This window comes from Bradyrhizobium diazoefficiens, assembly GCF_016616235.1.
Classification (GTDB): Bacteria; Pseudomonadota; Alphaproteobacteria; order Rhizobiales; family Xanthobacteraceae; genus Bradyrhizobium; species Bradyrhizobium diazoefficiens_H.
The window spans coordinates 5959959-5976045 of record NZ_CP067100.1; the positions used below are offsets into that span (position 1 = coordinate 5959959).

Sequence of the window (16087 nt, forward strand, 5' to 3'; positions counted from 1 at the left end):
GATCCGCCGATCGACGCGGGCGGCCTCGATTGGGGTTTTTGGTACCGCGCTGGTCCCCCTCTCGAGGCCGCACCTTTTTATCGGGTGCCCCGCCGGACAGCCGATACGTCTCAAACGTCAGCGTCGAAGCGCGGCCCGCGCCTCAGGCGTATGTTGAGCATCATCCTGTCGGGAAGAGAATGCTCCGATCGTCGAAGCGGGCCTCGGATAGCGCCCAAAGCACGATGAATTATCGCGCTTTGGATTCCTGTTTAAGCATGATCTCTTCGGAAAACCGCTAAGCACTTTTCCGGATCATGCCCTAGCCGAGCCCGCTACGCGGATTGTAGGGATGTTGGTCCCGCCACTTCTCCATCAATGCCTCAAGCTCGGCGTCGTTCCCGTCCGGTAGCATAATCCTGATGGTGACGAAGAGGTCGCCGGTTCCGCCGGCTTTCGGCAGGCCTTTGCCCTTGAGGCGGAAGGTCCGGCCGCTGGAGGTGTTTTTCGGGACCGACAATTCCACGGCGTTGCCAAGGGTGGGCACGCGGACTTTGCCGCCAAGCACGGCCTCATAGAGCGTGACCGGCAGATCGATGCGCAGATCCGCGCCCTCGACCTTGAAGTAGGGATGCGGCGCGATGTTGATGGTGAGCAGGAGATCGCCGGGCGGATGGCCCTGGGCGCTCTCGCCCTGCCCGCGCAGCCGGATCTGCTGGCCTTCGGCGACGCCGGCCGGAATCTTGACGTTGAGCTCCTTGCCGTTCGGCAACCGGACCCGCTTCTCGCCGCCCTTGACCGCCTCTTCGAGGGAGACGGACATGGCGACATTCACGTCGAGATCGAGCCCGATCCCGCCGGTGTCGAACTCGAACTGGGCACCACCGCCGGCCCCGGGACGCGCGCCGCGCATCCCGCCGCCGAACATGCTGTTGAGGATGTCCTCGAATGCGCCGCCGCCCGGACCGGCGCCGCCGCCGGACCGGAACGTGTAGCTCTCGAACCCGCCGGGACCCGCGCGGCCGCGTGGCCCACCACCGCCCGGAAAGCCCTGGAAGCGCGGCTTGCCCTCGGCGTCGATCTCGCCGCGGTCGAACTGCTTGCGCTTGTCCTCGTCGCCGAGAATCTCGTTCGCCGAATTGAGTTCGGCGAAGCGCTCGGCCGCCTTCGGGTCGTTCTTGTTGCTGTCGGGATGGTGCTTCTTGGCAAGCTTGCGATAGGCGCTCTTGATGGCGGCAGCGCTGGCGCTCCGCGGCACCCCCAAGACCTCATAGGGGTCGCGCATCCGTCACGTCTCCTTCAAGGAATCGAATTGTTCAAAGGGCCCCCGCCCCACCTGAGCCTGATGTGGGGACCAAGTGGCATTTTTGCAACTAGTCGAGCAGAGCGATTCCTAGCTCCGCCACGGCTTTAGCGTATGAATCTCCCAACGGCCATGACTGCTTTGGCAGCCGGCGCCCTGGAGCCAGCTTTCCGTGTTCCCGTTGACATAGCTCGCCAGGAAATCCCGACATTTGCGGCCGTCCTCGGCGGCATAGGACTGCGCGATCGGCGTCACCGAGCCGCGCGCGCCCGTTTCGGGATTCTCCCAGTGCTGACTGGAATCCTTGTCGCCCTTGCTGAGGACATCCGAGGCGGCGTTGCGGGCGAAGGCAAGATCGGTCTCGCTCGGCGGAGCATCCTTCGCCGGCCGCGCGATCGAGCCGGTGAGGTCGCCGTCGTCGGCCTTGGCATAGGCGCTGCTGTCGTTGCGGGAAAAGCTGCAACCGCCGGCACCGAGCCCGATTAGAATCATTGTCATGACAAAGCCGGACGGCCGGATCGCCGATAGGCCAACGCGTCGCCATGCCCTATATAGGGCGGTAGCGGACGACAACGCATTTTGGGCCGCGGGACGCAACTCGGACTCCGGACATGACCGATACGACCTCGATGAAACACCAGACACCCTTAACATCCGGTGATTTCACCGCCGCCGACGAGCCATTCGCGCTGTTCGAGGCCTGGCTGAACGAGGCGATCAAGAGCGAGCCGAACGATCCGAATGCGATGGCGCTCGCAACCGTCGATCCCGACGGGCTGCCCGACGTGCGCATGGTGCTGATGAAGGGCTACGATACCGATGGTTTTGTCTTCTACAGCCACATCGCCAGCCAGAAGGGTCGCGAACTCGCCGCAAATCCTAAGGCGGCGTTACTTTTTCACTGGAAGTCGCTGCGGCGTCAGGTCCGCATCCGCGGCAACGTGACGCCGGTGAGCGACGCTGAAGCCGACGCTTATTTCGCGACGCGACCGAAGCAGGCGCAGATCGGCGCCTGGGCGAGCAAGCAGTCCGAAGCGCTGGAGAGCCGTTTCGCCTTCGAGCAGGCCATCGCAAAGGTTGCGGCCAGATACGTCATCGGCGAGGTGCCGCGGCCGCCGGGCTGGAGCGGCTGGCGCATCACGCCTTCGCGCATCGAGTTCTGGCACGACCGCCCATTCCGCCTGCACGACCGCATCGAATTTCGCCGTGACGCGGCCGGCCAGCCATGGTCCAAGACGCGGATGTACCCTTGAGCCTTGTCTCGATCCTCATCTCGATCTTTGGACCGACCTGAAAGATGTCCATGCCGCATTCGTCCAACGCGCCGCGCCGCACGCTGCTCCTGACCGGAGCCAGCCGCGGCATCGGCCATGCCACCGTGATCCGCTTCTCCTCGGCGGGCTGGCGCGTCATCACCTGCTCGCGGCACGCCTTCCCGGAGGACTGCCCCTGGGACGCGGGCCCCGAGGATCACATCCAGGTCGACCTCGGCAACCCCCAAGACACCGCGCGCGCGATCACCGAGATCCGCAATCGTCTCGAGGGCGGCGCGTTGCATGCGCTGGTCAACAACGCCGCGATCTCGCCCAAGGGTCCCGGTGGCGCGCGGCTCGGCTCGATCGAGACCGATCTCGACACCTGGACGCACGTGTTTCACGTCAATTTCTTCGCGCCCATCATGATGGCGCGCGGGCTGATCGAGGAACTGAAGGCGGCCAGGGGTTCTGTCGTGAACGTCACCTCGATCGCGGGCTCGCGCGTGCATCCTTTCGCGGGTGCCGCCTACGCGACCTCCAAGGCTGCGCTCGCTTCGCTCACGCGCGAGATGGCGTCGGACTTCGGTCGCATCGGGGTGCGCGTCAACGCGATCGCCCCGGGCGAGATCGACACCTCGATCCTGTCGCCGGGCACCGAAAAGATCGTCGAGCAGCAGATCCCGATGCATCGCCTCGGCACGCCCGACGAGGTCGCCAAGATCATCTACGTGCTGTGCACGGACACCAGCTCCTACGTGAATGGCGCGGAGATCCACATTAACGGCGGGCAGCACGTGTAGTCCGCGCGCGTCATTGCACGGCAATATCAGGGGACGAGAGCGGAGCGTGACGCCTCGATCTCTCCACACGTCATTGCGAGGAGCCCTTGCGACGAAGCAATCCAGAATCCCTCTGCAGAAAGACTCTGGATTGCGTCGCTGCGCTCGCAATGACGGAGCATGAGGCAACGGCGTCGCTCTCCAACTTGGATCCTTCATCGCAGCACTCGTAGGATGCGTAGAGCGCAGCGAAACCCATCAACGCCTTCGTCCTCGCGAATACATGATGGGTTTCGCAAGTGCTCTACCCATCCTACGACCGGGATGTTCAGCTGCCCGGTGGAGGCTATGTGAATGTCCGCCCCGGACAAAATATCAATGACTTCTAGGATCGATGATGAAGATCGTAATTAGTGAACCGGTCCCGTTCTTCTCGGACGGTGATGAAGACAGCTTCTTTCACTGGCTGAAATCCATTGATGCAGTGAAGGACTTTGCCGGAAGCCCAAGGGGCCTGGAGGTGGAATTAGAAGACCCCGTCGAAGACGTCAGTCTTGGGGAACTAATTGGACTGTTGACCCGGTATGGCCTCGACACGAAGTGCTTGCGGCGACTCCGCACGCCGCAGAATGAAGCATGGTTCGCAGACGAGCAGATGTATTGGCATAAGTCCGTGTTCAAGGACTGATGGACTTGCGACCGCTCGCGAATTGGTGGAGTGCAGCAAACACCTTGATGCGGATGCATGGACGAAGACAGTGAGGCCATGCTGCGCGACCTCAGAGAGCACTTGCTTCGCGACGGCGCCATTGCCGAGACCATTGTCTCGACAGCGCAGATCGTGAAGCAGCGGTCGATCTGCCGAAGAGTGGAAGCAAGGCGATCCAGACAACGCCGCCGCAAGACCTGGATCGCCCTTCCTTCCGTTCCTCAATCGAGTCGAATCCGACGCGACCTCTCGCGCGGCCGCGGAGCGGACGCGCTGAATGCTGTCGAGCAGTCGTCGTCGTTCTCACCGTCGAGCAGCGGAGCACCACAGTGCCGGCACATGCGCACCGACAACGACGGCGCCTTGCCGCTCGCCACGATCTGACGATAGCTCGTCAGGTCGATGACGTTGCGGGGCGACGTTATGTGTTTTTCAACCATGGCTGTTCCTCGCGGCTACCCACTGCTTATCGCAGACAAGTTTCGCGCAAACGTTCAGCCCACCGCTCAAATTTTACCGGAGGAATTTGGGCGGAGCGCAGGCATCATCGCGCGGCCTCATTCTCGGCCTATTCTGCGACACCATCCGTCGTGTCTCGGCAACCGGCGTAAGGTCTCGGTAGCCATTTTCGAAAGCGCGACGAGATCAGAGCCACTTCTTCCACTTGAAGATCCAGTACGGCACGATGGCCGCGAACAGCATCATCACGATGGCCATCGGATAGCCGTGCGCCCATTCGAGCTCCGGCATCACCTTGAAGTTCATGCCGTAGATCGAGGCGATCAGCGTCGGCGGCATCAGGACGACGGCCATGACCGAAAACAGCTTGATGATGTTGTTCTGCTCGAGATTGACGACGCCGAGCATGGCGTCAAGCACGAAGGTGATCTTGCTGGAGAGATAGGAGGCGTGGTCGGTCAGTGACGCCACGTCGCGCTGCATGGTTTTGAGCTGCTCGCGCATGTCCTTCGACCATTTCACGCCCTCCACCACCGCGGAGAGAAAGGTGACGACGCGTCCGATCGACACCAGGCTCTCGCGCACCTTCGAGGTCAAATCGCCCTTGCGGCCGATCGAGATCAGGATCTGGGAATATTGCTTGGCGTGGCCGTGGCGCTCGCTCTCGGGCTCGAAGATGTCGTGCGAGACCTGGTCGATGTCGGCACCGCAGCGCTCCAGAATGTCGGCGCAGCGGTCGATCACGGCGTCGAGCAACTCCATCAGCACCATCTCGCCGGTGATCGTCGGCGTGCAGGAGCGGGCGAGCTTTGCTTCGACCAGGGCGAACGGCTTCGGAAGGTCGTAGCGCACCGTCACTAGGCGGTGGTCGCCGAGGATGAAGGTCACCGCCGTGGTCCGCGGCATGTCGGTGTCGGAGTGGCACATCAGCGTCGCGGTCATGTAGCGCGCGCTGTTCTCGATGTAGAGGCGGCTGGAGATCTCGATCTCCTGCATGTCCTCCCGGGTCGGGATGGCGATGCCCAAAAGCCGCTCGACCGCCTTGTCCTCGGCCGCGGTCGGACTGAAGAGATCGACCCACACCGCATGTTCCGGCACAGCCGCGAGATCCTCGACCACAGCCTTCTTGAGGGTGCCCTCGGAGGGAACGAACACAGAAAACATGCACAACTCCAGAAGGGGCCTGCGACAGAATGACAGCCCTTAGCGCGATTCTGACAAGTTCATGATGACAAGCACATTAACGGAGCGTTTGCATTTGTGGCGGCGGCGTGGCTCCGCCGTGACATGGAATCGACAGTTCAGTATCTTATGCCCCAAAATCAGCCCAAGGCCGCAAAACTTGCGGCAAAAAAGCCACAGGTTTGGTCTTGCAGCGCGGGAAAAGGTCCGAGACGCTGGAATTGTGGCAGATTTCAACGATAATGAGATCAACGGAGTCGTGGTTTTGGGCTTTGCTCAAGCTCCACGAAAGCTTGTGTTGTCGATTGGAACCAAATCATGTCGTCGCTGAAAGTTACGCTGGGTATTTTGGCCGCGGGCCTGATGCTGTCGGGCTGCATGCAGGCCACGCACTTCGAGGCGACCGATACCAAGGCCTTCAAGCCGAAGGATAAGGAACTTCTCGCCAAGGTCCGGTACGAGAACACCCCGGTCGCCGAGCCGTTCCGCCGCGCCATCGTCGATTACCACCGCAAAGAAGCGCCCGGCTCGATCGTGGTCGATTCCGACAACCACTATCTCTACTACGTGATGGATGGCGGCAAGGCGATCCGCTACGGCATCACCGTCGGCGAAGAGGCCATGGCGTGGTCGGGCATCGCCAAGGTCGGCAGCATGACCGAATGGCCGGCCTGGCATCCGACCCCGGGCGAGATTTCGCGTCTGGGCGTTCCGACCTATGTCCCGCCCGGCCCGGACAATCCGATGGGCTCCCGCGCGATGTATCTCTACTCGGGCGGCAAGGACACGTTGTTCCGCATCCACGGCACCAACCAGCCGGAATATATCGGCGCCTCGATCTCGTCGGGCTGCATCCGCCTGACCAACGAGGACGCGATCGACCTCTACAACCGCGTCAAGGTCGGCACCATCGTCGTGGTGCTCGAGCCGAAGCACGGCGACTCGCCATACAACTCACGGCTGGCGCTCGGCAACGGCCAGACCGGCCAGGCCGGCAGCTTCTGATCGTCTCCTGACCTCGGAAATCCAAAAGCGCCGGTTTCACCGGCGCTTTTTTGTTGCCGGTTTGTGCGATTGGGCTTTGTTGCCATCCGCAGGCTTCTCCGCCGGCGCAGGAGATTTCTCCGCCGCCTCGTCGTCTCCCTCCTTTGCCTGCGGCCTGGCCGCGACCTCGCGCGGCGGGGCTTCCTCGGGGCGCTCCGCCGGCAGCAGCGGGGCGACCTGCGGCAGGGGATCCCAGACATTCCATTGGCAGATCCGGTAGTCATTGCGCCGCTGCGCGAGATCGAGATGGATGTGGTCCTCATGGTACCAGTCCGAGCCCGGGCCGAGCACGGTGGAAAACCGTGAACAGACCGAATGCAGCACGCGCTCGCGCACCTCGCGCGATATGGTACGGTCGGTGAGGCCGATCGACTGCCCGTTGGCGAGCTTGATGGCCCGGACGTCCAGGGCGTTGGCCTTGCCGTGCTCGGACAGCAGCGCCCCGACAACACGGTTGCGGCCGCGGCACTCGAAGCTGTCGAAATTGTCGAGATCGCTGATGGCCGAGCCGAGGCTCGCGGCCAGCGGCACCATGTCCTTGCGCACCCAGTCGGCGACGGCGGAGGCCATGGTGCAGCGGAGGATCGCCGCCGGCTTGACCGCGACCTTGCGCTTGTCCGGCAGCACGATGGCCTCAAGCCGCACCAGATCCTCGCCGCCGCAGGCGCCGGGGCCGTGGATGTCGGGGATCGACGGCGCGATCGCGATGTCCTCGGTCAGCGCGAGGCGGCACGCCGAAAGCTGCTTCTCCGGTCGCGGCGCGGCTTCGGCGGGCTTGTTCGCGCTCGGCTTGTCTGCAGATGGCTTCTCCTCTGCCTCCGGCGCGGTCTCTTCCATTGCCTTGGGCGCCTCGTCGGGGCGTGGCTTTGGTAGCGGTACCGTGGCTGGTATCTTGGCCGTTGTCTTGGCCGTTGTCTTGGCCGTTGTTTTGGCCGTTGTCTTGGCGGAATGAACCGCCGCGCGCGGCCGTGGCGTCCCAAGGCCAAAGATATCCAGCGGCGCAGCATATTTTCGCGCCTCTGCCCGCTCGACCAGCACGAATGAGAGCCCCAGCGCGGCGGTAACCATTGCCGCGCGGGCGGACATATAGCCGCGACAAGACCATTTGCGGCGAAAGTCCGGCAGGCTAAAACTCATGACAATTCTTTGGCCCAAAGCTGAGAGCGACAACCCGCCCAGCGAATTCTCGGAGGAACGTCTGAATGCTCGGTTTGATGCAAGATTGGCCCCTGCTCTGCCACCGGATCATCGAACACGCCGCCAGGATTCATGGCAAGCAGGAGGTGGTCACCCGATCGGTCGAAGGACCGATCCACCGCACCAACTATGCCGAGATCCACAAGCGCGCGCTCAAGGTCTCGCAGATGCTGGAGCGCGACGGCATCAAGCTCGGCGACCGCGTCGCAACGATCGCCTGGAACACCTGGCGCCATCTCGAAGTCTGGTACGGCATCATGGGGATCGGCGCCATCTGCCACACCGTCAATCCCCGCCTTTTCCCCGAGCAGATCGCCTGGATCATCAACCATGCGCAGGACCGCATCGTGATGACCGACATCACCTTCGTTCCAATCCTGGAGAAGATCGCCGACAAGCTGCCAAGCGTGGAGCGCTATGTCGTGCTCACCGACAAGGCGCATATGCCCGAGACCACGCTGAAGAATGCGGTGGCTTACGAGGACTGGATCGGAGAGGCCGACGGCAAATTCAAATGGAAGGAGTTTGACGAGAACACGGCAGCCGCGATGTGCTACACATCCGGCACCACGGGCGATCCGAAGGGCGTGCTGTACTCGCATCGCTCCAACGTGCTGCACGCGCTGATGGCCAACAATGTCGACGCGCTCGGCACCAGCGCCTCCGAGACGATGCTGCCGGTGGTGCCGCTGTTCCACGCCAACAGCTGGGGCATCGCCTTCTCCGCGCCCTCGCAGGGCACCAAGCTAGTGATGCCCGGCGCCAAGCTCGACGGCGCCTCGGTCTACGAGCTGCTCTCGACCGAGAAGGTGACGCACACTGCCGGCGTGCCCACGGTGTGGCTGATGCTGCTGCAGCACATGGCCGCCAACAATCTGAAGCTGCCGGACCTGAAGATGGTGATCTGCGGCGGCTCGGCGATGCCGCGCTCGATGATCAAGGCCTTCCTCGACATGGGCTCGAACGTACGCCACGCCTGGGGCATGACCGAAATGAGTCCGATCGGCACCGTCGCGGCGCTGAAGCCGCCGTTCCAGAACGCGACCGGCGATGCCAAGCTCGACGTGCTCCAGATGCAGGGCTATGCGCCCTTCGCGGTGCAGATGAAGATCACCGACGATGCCGGCAAGGAGCTGCCCTGGGACGGCAAGACTTTCGGCCGCCTCAAGGTCTCCGGCCCCGCCGTCGCCAAGGCCTATTACCGGGTCGACGCCAACATCCTCGACGAGGACGGCTTCTTCGACACCGGCGACGTCTCGACGATCGACGAGCACGGCTACATGCGGATCACCGACCGCTCCAAGGACGTGATCAAGTCCGGCGGCGAGTGGATCTCCTCGATCGACCTGGAAAACCTCGCGGTCGGCCATCCCGCCGTGGCGGAGGCCGCCGTGATCGGCGTGTTCCATCCCAAATGGGACGAGCGGCCGCTGCTGATCGTGCAGCTCAAGCAAGGCCAGCAGGCCAGCCGCGAGGACATCCTGAAATACATGGACGGCAAGATCGCCAAATGGTGGATGCCCGACGACGTCGTCTTTGTCGACGGAATCCCGCACACCGCCACCGGCAAGATCCTGAAGACGGCACTGCGCGACCAGTTTAGGGATTACCGCTTCCCCAACGCGGCGGCGTAGGGAGGTACGCGTCATTCCGGGGCGATGCCAACGGCATCGAACTATGGTGCGCAATTGCGCACCTGAGAATCTCGAGATTCCGGGTTCGCCCTTCGGGCGCCCCGGAATGACGGACAGCGATGATCCGGAACCCTTGAATTTGCCCCTGGGCCGTGGTCTCAACGGCCCATCGACATGCCGGATCGGCCGGCACCGCCCCCAACACCCCGGCAGAGCTCCACCCGATGGCCCGCAGGTTTTCCGCTCCCTATCAGTCGGAGCCCGTGTCCAGCCTTGCAAGCTGGGCACGCAATCTGGCCGTGTTCGCGGTGGTGGCGGTGCTGGTGTCGATCATCATCGTCCGCTTCGACTTCCTCGAGATGAAGCCGGCGCTGGCGACCTTCCTCGGCGGGCTAGCGATCGCCGGGCTCTCGATCCTGTTCGGGCTGGCCGGCTTCGCCGCCATCTGGCAGAACGGCTCCCGCGGCATGGCGCGCATCCTCCTTGCCTTCCTGATCGACGCGGCGATCCTCGCCTACCCCGCCTATCTTGGCCTGCAGTACCGCAAGCTGCCGGCGATCCACGACATCACCACCGACCCGATCGACCCGCCGCGCTTCGACGCGCTGTCGCGCGTGCGCACCGGCGACGGCACCAACACCGCGGTTTATGCCGGCCTGTATTCGGCCGAGCAGCAGCGCCAGTTCTATCCCGATATCGAGCCGATCGAGCTCGAAATCCCGGTCGACCGCGCCTATGCGATCGCGCGCCAGCTGGTCATCAAGCGCAAATGGCTGATCATCGACGAGCGCGAGCCGCAGCCGCCGCGCCGCATCGGGCGCATCGAGGCGGTGGCGCGCACGCCAATCATGGGCTTCCGCGAGGACGTTTCGATCAGGGTCGTGCCCAACGGCGAGGATTCCCGCGTCGATATCCGCTCCGCTTCGCGCTATTTCGACAGCGACCTCGGCAGCAACGCTGCGCGCGTGACCAAGTTCATCGACGATCTCAACACCGCCGCCGATGCCGATGCGCTCAAGCCGGTGAAGAAGACGCCGGTTGCGCCGCCGAAGGCACCGGCGAAGACGGTAAAAAAATAGCGGATGGCGAGTAGCGAATAGCGAGTGGACGCCGCCATTCGCCGCTAAGCCATCCGGTACGTCCCGCCAATCACGGGATCGCCATCGGTCGCCACCACGCCGCGTGCGACCAGATCTTCCAGATGGGCCAGCACGGAATAGCCGGCGGCGGTCGTCAGCCTGGGATCAATGCCGATATAGATCGCGCGCACCATGGTCGGGATGTCGGTTTCGCCCTTGGCGAGGCGGTGCAGGATCGAGGCTTCGCGCGCCTTGCGGTGACGGATCAGGAAGCGCACGAAGCGCTGGCCGTCCGGGATCTCCGGGCCGTGGCCGGAGAAGTACAAATCCTCATCGCGCGCGGCGAGCCGGTCGAGCGATTCCATGTAGTCGGTCATCGAGCCGTCGGGCGGCGCCACGATCGAGGTTGACCAGCCCATCACATGGTCGCCGACGAAGTTGAACTTCCGCTCCGGCCAGGCGAACGCCAGATGATTGGCGGTGTGGCCGGGCGTCGCCACCGCCTCGAGCCGCCAGCCGTCGCCCTCGACGACATCCCCATGGGCGATCCTGATATCGGGCGCGAAGTCGCGATCGGCGCCGGATTCCGGATTGTGCTTCTCGCTCTCGAAACGCGGCCGCGAGGCGCGGTGCGGGCCTTCGGCATAAACAGGCGCGCCGGTCGCCTGCTTGATCCGCGCGGTGTTCGGCGAATGGTCGCGGTGGGTGTGGGTGACGAAGATATGGCTCACTGTCTCGCCGCGCACGGCTTCGAGCAACGCCGCCGCATGCGCCGCGTCGTCCGGGCCGGGATCGACGATCGCGACATTGCCCCTGCCGACGATGTAGCTGACCGTGCCGGTGAAGGTGAACGGGCTTGGATTGTTACAGAGCACGCGCCGCACGCCAGGGCGGACTTCCTCGACCACGCCAGGTTGAAGCGGAAAGTTGCGGTTGAAGGGGACGTCGTCGCTGCCGGACATGAGACTTCCTACACGTACCGCCCCACTCCTCGTCATACCCCGCGAAAGCGGTGTATCCAGTACGCCGTGGCGCCTGTGGCGAAGGCGAGGTCTCTGGGATACTGCATCGTCCGCCCCAGTGCGCGATTGCGCACAAGGCGGACGATGACAGCGGAGTAAATCAACCGCGTCCGAGCGGTCTAGAAAAACGCCTGAATGCCGGTGATGGCACGGCCGAGGATCAGGGCGTGGACGTCGTGGGTACCCTCGTAGGTGTTGACCGTCTCGAGGTTATGGACGTGGCGCATCACGTGATACTCGATCGAGATGCCGTTGCCGCCGTGCATGTCGCGCGCGGTGCGGGCGATGTCGAGGGCCTTGCCGCAATTGTTGCGCTTCATGATCGAGATCATCTCGGGGGCGAACTTGCCCTCGTCCATCAGGCGGCCGATGCGAAGCGAGCCCTGGAGGCCGAGCGCGATCTCGGTCTCCATGTCGGCGAGCTTCTTCTGCACCAGCTGCGTTGCGGCGAGCGGCTTGCCGAACTGCTTGCGGTCGAGCGTGTACTGGCGGGCGCGGTGCATGCAGTCCTCGGCGGCGCCGAGCGCGCCCCAGGAGATGCCGTAACGGGCGCGGTTAAGACAGCCGAAGGGACCCTTGAGGCCGGAGACGTTGGGCAGCAGCGCGTCCTCGGGAACCACGACGCCGTCCATCACCACCTCGCCGGTGATCGAGGCACGAAGCGACAGCTTGCCGCCGATCTTCGGTGCGGAGAGGCCCTTCATGCCCTTCTCCAGCACGAAGCCGCGGATCTGGTTGTCGTGCTCGGCCGACTTGGCCCAGACCACGAACACGTCGGCGATCGGCGCGTTCGAGATCCACATCTTGCTGCCGGTCAGGCGATAGCCGTCCGAGACCTTCTCGGCGCGGGTCTTCATCCCGGCCGGATCGGAACCGGCGTCCGGCTCGGTCAGGCCGAAGCAACCGACCCACTCGCCGCTGGCGAGCTTCGGCAGGTACTTCTTGCGCTGGTTCTCGTCGCCATAGGCGTAGATCGGATACATCACCAGCGAGGACTGCACCGAGTTCATCGAGCGATAGCCGGAATCGACCCGCTCGATCTCGCGCGCGACGAGGCCATAGGCGACGTAGCTCGCATTGGCGCAGCCATATTCCTCCGGCAGCGTGATGCCGATCAGGCCGAGCTCGCCCATCTCGTTAAAGATTTCGCGGTCGGTCGTCTCTTCGAGATAGGCCTTGGCGACGCGCGGCAGCAGCTTGTCCTGGGCGTAGGCGCGGGCGGTGTCGCGCACCATGCGCTCGTCTTCGGTGAGCTGCTCGTCGAGCAGGAACGGATCGTCCCACTGGAAGGAAGCCGCAGCCGGCTTATCCTTGGTTTGAGGGCGCACGCTCATGAAACGTCCTTTCGGTCTGGTTCCGTCAAATAATTGCCCGACAAATTAAAGCGCCGCGGCAACAAGTGCAATTGCATCCTGGTTTCGGTCATTCCGGGCGCGCAACACGCGAACCCGCGTGGCCTTGTCAGATCTCAAGCTGCTCGTTGGCGACGATCTCGATGCCGAAGCCCGACAGCCCCTTGTAGTCGTGCACCGAGGAGGTGAGATGGCGGATCGAAGAAACGCCGAGATCGCGCAGGATCTGCGCGCCGACGCCGACCTCGCGCCACTGGCGGTTGCGGTCGGCCTCCGTCGACGTCTCATCCGGCAACGGCGCCACGGGGACGCCCGCCGCACCATCGCGCAGATAAACCAGCACGCCACGGCCCGACTTCTTGAAGTGTTCGAGCACGGCCGCCATCCGCTTGTGACCGGTAAAGGTATCCCTGACGATGTTCGGTTTGTGGAAGCGCGTCAGCACGTTCTTGCCGTCACCGACGCCGTTATAGACGAAAGCAACGTGGGCGATGGAGTCGAACGGCGAGCGATAGGCATAGCCTTGCAGGGGGCCGATCGGGCTTTCGGTGACGAAGGTCGAGACCCGCTCGATCAGTTTTTCGCGCGCCTGGCGGTAGGCAATCATGTCGGCGATGGTGACATGCTTGAGCTTGTGTCGGGCCGCGAACTGCGAGACCTGCTCGCCCTTCATGACGCTGCCGTCGTCGTTCATCAATTCGCTGATGACGCCGACCGGCGGCAGGCCGGACAGCTTGCAGAGGTCGACGGCGGCCTCGGTATGGCCCGAGCGCAGCAGCACGCCGCCGTCCTTGGCGATCAGCGGGAAGATGTGGCCCGGACGGGCGAAGTCGTTGGCGCCGACATTGGGATTGGACAGCGCGCGGCAGCACGAGGCGCGCTCCTCGGCGGAGATGCCGGTGCCGCCGTCGGGCTTGTAGTCGATCGAGACCGTGAAGGCGGTGGTATGCGCGGAATCGTTGTGGGCCACCATGGGATCGAGCCGAAGCCGGCGCGCATCCTCGGTGGTCACGGGCGCGCAGACGATGCCGGAGGTGTGGCGAATGATAAACGCCATCTTCTCGGCGGTGCAGAGCGAGGCGGCGACGATCAGATCGCCCTCGCCCTCGCGGTCCTCGTCGTCGGTAACGACGACGAGTTCGCCCCGGGCAAAGGCCTGCAACACTTCCTGAACGCTATCGGGCATGTCCCAATCTCTATGGTTATGAGCGGGAGGCTTAGCCGGACTCTTGCCGGGGCGCTAGTGTCCTGGACGCAGCCACATATTCCGGCTCGCGGGCCTGCCCGTGGCTTTCAGGCTTGCACCGGAGATACCAGCGATATAGGCGCGGATGCCTCGGGCGGAAGGCCCGCCGTCAGGGCAGCACTTCACGCCGCTCGCCGAGCCGCAGGTCGAGCTCGGCACGCTTGTCGGCCAGAAGTCCGGCCTGGGCGGCCTCGATCACGGTAAACAGCTCATGGGCATCGCTGAGCCGGGTCACCGTGACGTAGCTGGCGCCGGCCGCATAGAGTTCGTCCACATCCGACAACAGATCGGCGGTGGCCACGATCAGGGCGGTCGGGTTGAGCGCGCGGACATGGCGGACCAGCTTCTCGTTGGTGGCGCCCTTGAGCAGCGAATCCGGCACGCTGAGGATGATCATCTCGGACTTGCCGACGCCGGCATGGAGCAGCGTATCGGCGCTGCTGATGTCGCCATAGATCACGTGCAGGCCGCGCGACTGCAGCGTCTGGTACACATTGGGATTGAAATCGACCACGGTGATCTGCTCCAGCAGGACCGGGGCCTGCCGCTCGATCTCGGCCAGCAGCGCGCTCGCCGCGCGGAAAAAGCCGAGGATGACGATGCGGCGGGCCTCGCCATGGCCGTCATCGGGGCCCTCCGCGCCGCGCGCCTGGCCGTCGTCGAGATCCTTGAGGCCGAGACGCTTCAACGGCCCGATCGCCCAGCGGGTGATCTCGTCGCTGCGGCTCATGGCGAAGGTCGAGAGCACGGCCAGCACCACGAAGGCGAAGGAGGCCGCGTTCGCCGTCTCGGCCGCGATGTGGTGATCGGCGACGCCGGTCTGGATCACCACCAGCGAGAACTCGGAGATCTGCGCGAGATTGAGCGCCGGCAACAGGCTGGCGCGCAGGCCCTGCTTCATCAGATAGAGCGGGGTAAAGGTGGTGACCAGTCGGCTCAACACCGTGAACGCCGCGATCATCAGGGCCAGTCCGATCACGGAGAGGCCCGGCACGGGAATGGTCATGCCGAGCGCGACGAAGAACAGCGTGATGAAGAAGTCCCGCAGCGTGGTGACCTTGGCCGTGACGTCGAGCGCGTAGGGAAAGGTCGAGAGCGAGACGCCGGCGATCAGCGCGCCCATCTCGCGCGACAGCGAGAGCCGCTCGGCGGTCTCGGCGACGAGGAAGCACCAGGCCAGCGCGCCGAGGAGGATCAACTCGGGCCGGCGGGCGATCTGGTGGAACAGGCGCGGCAGCACGTAGCGGCTGACCAAGAGCGCCGCGGCGACCAGCACGGCGACTCGGCCAATCGAGAGCAGGATGACGGTGACTTGCAGATTGGCAAGGCTCGGCTGCACCGCCAGAAACAGGATGGCGAAGATGTCCTGGAGCACCAGCACGCCAAGGGTGATGCGGCCGGGCAGCGTATCGAGCTCGCGCTTCTCATAGAGCACCTTGACGATGATGACCGTGCTCGACAGGGCGCAGGCGACGCAGAGATAGAGCGCATCGAACTGGCCGCCGCCGAGCGACAGGCCGATGGCGGCGAAGAACAGCACCCCGAGCAGGCAGCCGCCAAGCAGCTGGCCGCCGGCCGCGAACAGGATCACCTTGCCCGCCCGCACGATCTTCTTCAGGTCGATCTCGAGCCCGATCATGAACAGCATGAAGATCAGGCCGAGCTCGGAGATGACGCTGATCGATTCCTGCGACTTGACCCAGCCGGCGCCGAATGGACCTATGCAGAAGCCGGCGATAAGATAGGCCAGGATCAGCGGCTGCCGGGAGAAATGGGCCAAAAGGCCCAGCATCCAGGCAAACAGGATACAGAGAGTGATGTCGCGAATGAGCTCGTGCATGCCAAA

Annotated in this window: 15 protein-coding genes; 7 read left to right on the forward strand and 8 right to left on the reverse strand. The window is 64.0% G+C overall.

The window, feature by feature from the left end; genetic code table 11:
* Positions 1–301 precede the first annotated feature (301 nt).
* On the reverse strand, positions 302–1264 hold the full coding sequence (locus JJB99_RS28335) for a DnaJ C-terminal domain-containing protein (RefSeq protein ID WP_200495530.1): 963 nt from the start codon (positions 1262–1264) through the stop codon (positions 302–304).
* A gap of 108 nt (positions 1265–1372) precedes the next feature.
* Positions 1373–1780 (reverse strand): RT0821/Lpp0805 family surface protein, encoded by a 408-nt coding sequence (locus tag JJB99_RS28340; protein WP_200495531.1) that lies wholly within the window; start codon positions 1778–1780, stop codon positions 1373–1375.
* Between the two features lie 113 nt (positions 1781–1893).
* Here JJB99_RS28340 and pdxH point away from each other — a divergent pair, with 113 nt between their 5' ends.
* From pdxH to JJB99_RS28360, 4 genes are all read left to right on the forward strand, one after another.
* The gene (gene pdxH, locus JJB99_RS28345) at positions 1894–2535 is read left to right on the forward strand and encodes a pyridoxamine 5'-phosphate oxidase (RefSeq protein WP_200495532.1); all 642 of its coding nucleotides are present in this window, start codon (positions 1894–1896) and stop codon (positions 2533–2535) included.
* A 50-nt stretch (positions 2536–2585) separates the two neighbouring features.
* Positions 2586–3338 (forward strand): SDR family NAD(P)-dependent oxidoreductase, encoded by a 753-nt coding sequence (locus JJB99_RS28350; RefSeq protein ID WP_200495533.1) that lies wholly within the window; start codon positions 2586–2588, stop codon positions 3336–3338.
* A gap of 376 nt (positions 3339–3714) precedes the next feature.
* The gene (locus tag JJB99_RS28355; protein WP_210347630.1) at positions 3715–4005 is read left to right on the forward strand and encodes a hypothetical protein; all 291 of its coding nucleotides are present in this window, start codon (positions 3715–3717) and stop codon (positions 4003–4005) included.
* A gap of 57 nt (positions 4006–4062) precedes the next feature.
* A complete protein-coding gene (locus JJB99_RS28360; RefSeq protein WP_200495535.1) occupies positions 4063–4410 on the forward strand; it encodes a hypothetical protein in 348 nt (115 codons plus the stop codon).
* Between the two features lie 261 nt (positions 4411–4671).
* On the opposite strand, the gene JJB99_RS28365 is transcribed toward JJB99_RS28360, so the two are convergent.
* Positions 4672–5649 carry a magnesium transporter CorA family protein gene (locus JJB99_RS28365; RefSeq protein ID WP_200495536.1) on the reverse strand — a complete coding sequence of 326 codons (978 nt, stop codon included), beginning with the start codon at positions 5647–5649 and terminating at the stop codon, positions 4672–4674.
* A gap of 336 nt (positions 5650–5985) precedes the next feature.
* Here JJB99_RS28365 and JJB99_RS28370 point away from each other — a divergent pair, with 336 nt between their 5' ends.
* Positions 5986–6672, forward strand: a complete 687-nt coding sequence (locus JJB99_RS28370) for a L,D-transpeptidase (protein ID WP_200495537.1) — start codon at positions 5986–5988, stop codon at positions 6670–6672.
* Positions 6673–6708: 36 nt separating this feature from the next.
* Here JJB99_RS28370 and JJB99_RS28375 read toward each other — a convergent pair whose 3' ends face one another.
* Positions 6709–7848 (reverse strand): extensin family protein, encoded by a 1140-nt coding sequence (locus JJB99_RS28375; protein ID WP_200495538.1) that lies wholly within the window; start codon positions 7846–7848, stop codon positions 6709–6711.
* Positions 7849–7913: 65 nt separating this feature from the next.
* On the opposite strand from JJB99_RS28375, the gene JJB99_RS28380 reads away from it, so the two are divergent.
* Together JJB99_RS28380 and JJB99_RS28385 are read left to right on the forward strand one after the other, a co-directional pair.
* Positions 7914–9542, forward strand: a complete 1629-nt coding sequence (locus JJB99_RS28380; RefSeq protein ID WP_200495539.1) for a fatty-acid--CoA ligase — start codon at positions 7914–7916, stop codon at positions 9540–9542.
* 224 nt (positions 9543–9766) lie between these two features.
* Positions 9767–10621 carry a DUF1499 domain-containing protein gene (locus tag JJB99_RS28385; protein ID WP_200495540.1) on the forward strand — a complete coding sequence of 285 codons (855 nt, stop codon included), beginning with the start codon at positions 9767–9769 and terminating at the stop codon, positions 10619–10621.
* A gap of 44 nt (positions 10622–10665) precedes the next feature.
* Here JJB99_RS28385 and JJB99_RS28390 read toward each other — a convergent pair whose 3' ends face one another.
* The 4 genes from JJB99_RS28390 to JJB99_RS28405 form a co-directional block, all read right to left on the reverse strand.
* Positions 10666–11583, reverse strand: coding sequence for an MBL fold metallo-hydrolase (locus JJB99_RS28390; RefSeq protein ID WP_200495541.1), 918 nt, complete (start codon positions 11581–11583; stop codon positions 10666–10668).
* A gap of 179 nt (positions 11584–11762) precedes the next feature.
* Positions 11763–12977 carry an acyl-CoA dehydrogenase gene (locus JJB99_RS28395; RefSeq protein ID WP_200495542.1) on the reverse strand — a complete coding sequence of 405 codons (1215 nt, stop codon included), beginning with the start codon at positions 12975–12977 and terminating at the stop codon, positions 11763–11765.
* 127 nt (positions 12978–13104) lie between these two features.
* Positions 13105–14181: a 3,4-dihydroxy-2-butanone-4-phosphate synthase gene (gene ribB / locus JJB99_RS28400; RefSeq protein WP_200495543.1), complete on the reverse strand. Its 1077-nt coding sequence runs from the start codon at positions 14179–14181 to the stop codon at positions 13105–13107.
* A gap of 169 nt (positions 14182–14350) precedes the next feature.
* A complete protein-coding gene (locus JJB99_RS28405; protein ID WP_200495544.1) occupies positions 14351–16081 on the reverse strand; it encodes a cation:proton antiporter in 1731 nt (576 codons plus the stop codon).
* Positions 16082–16087 lie beyond the last annotated feature (6 nt).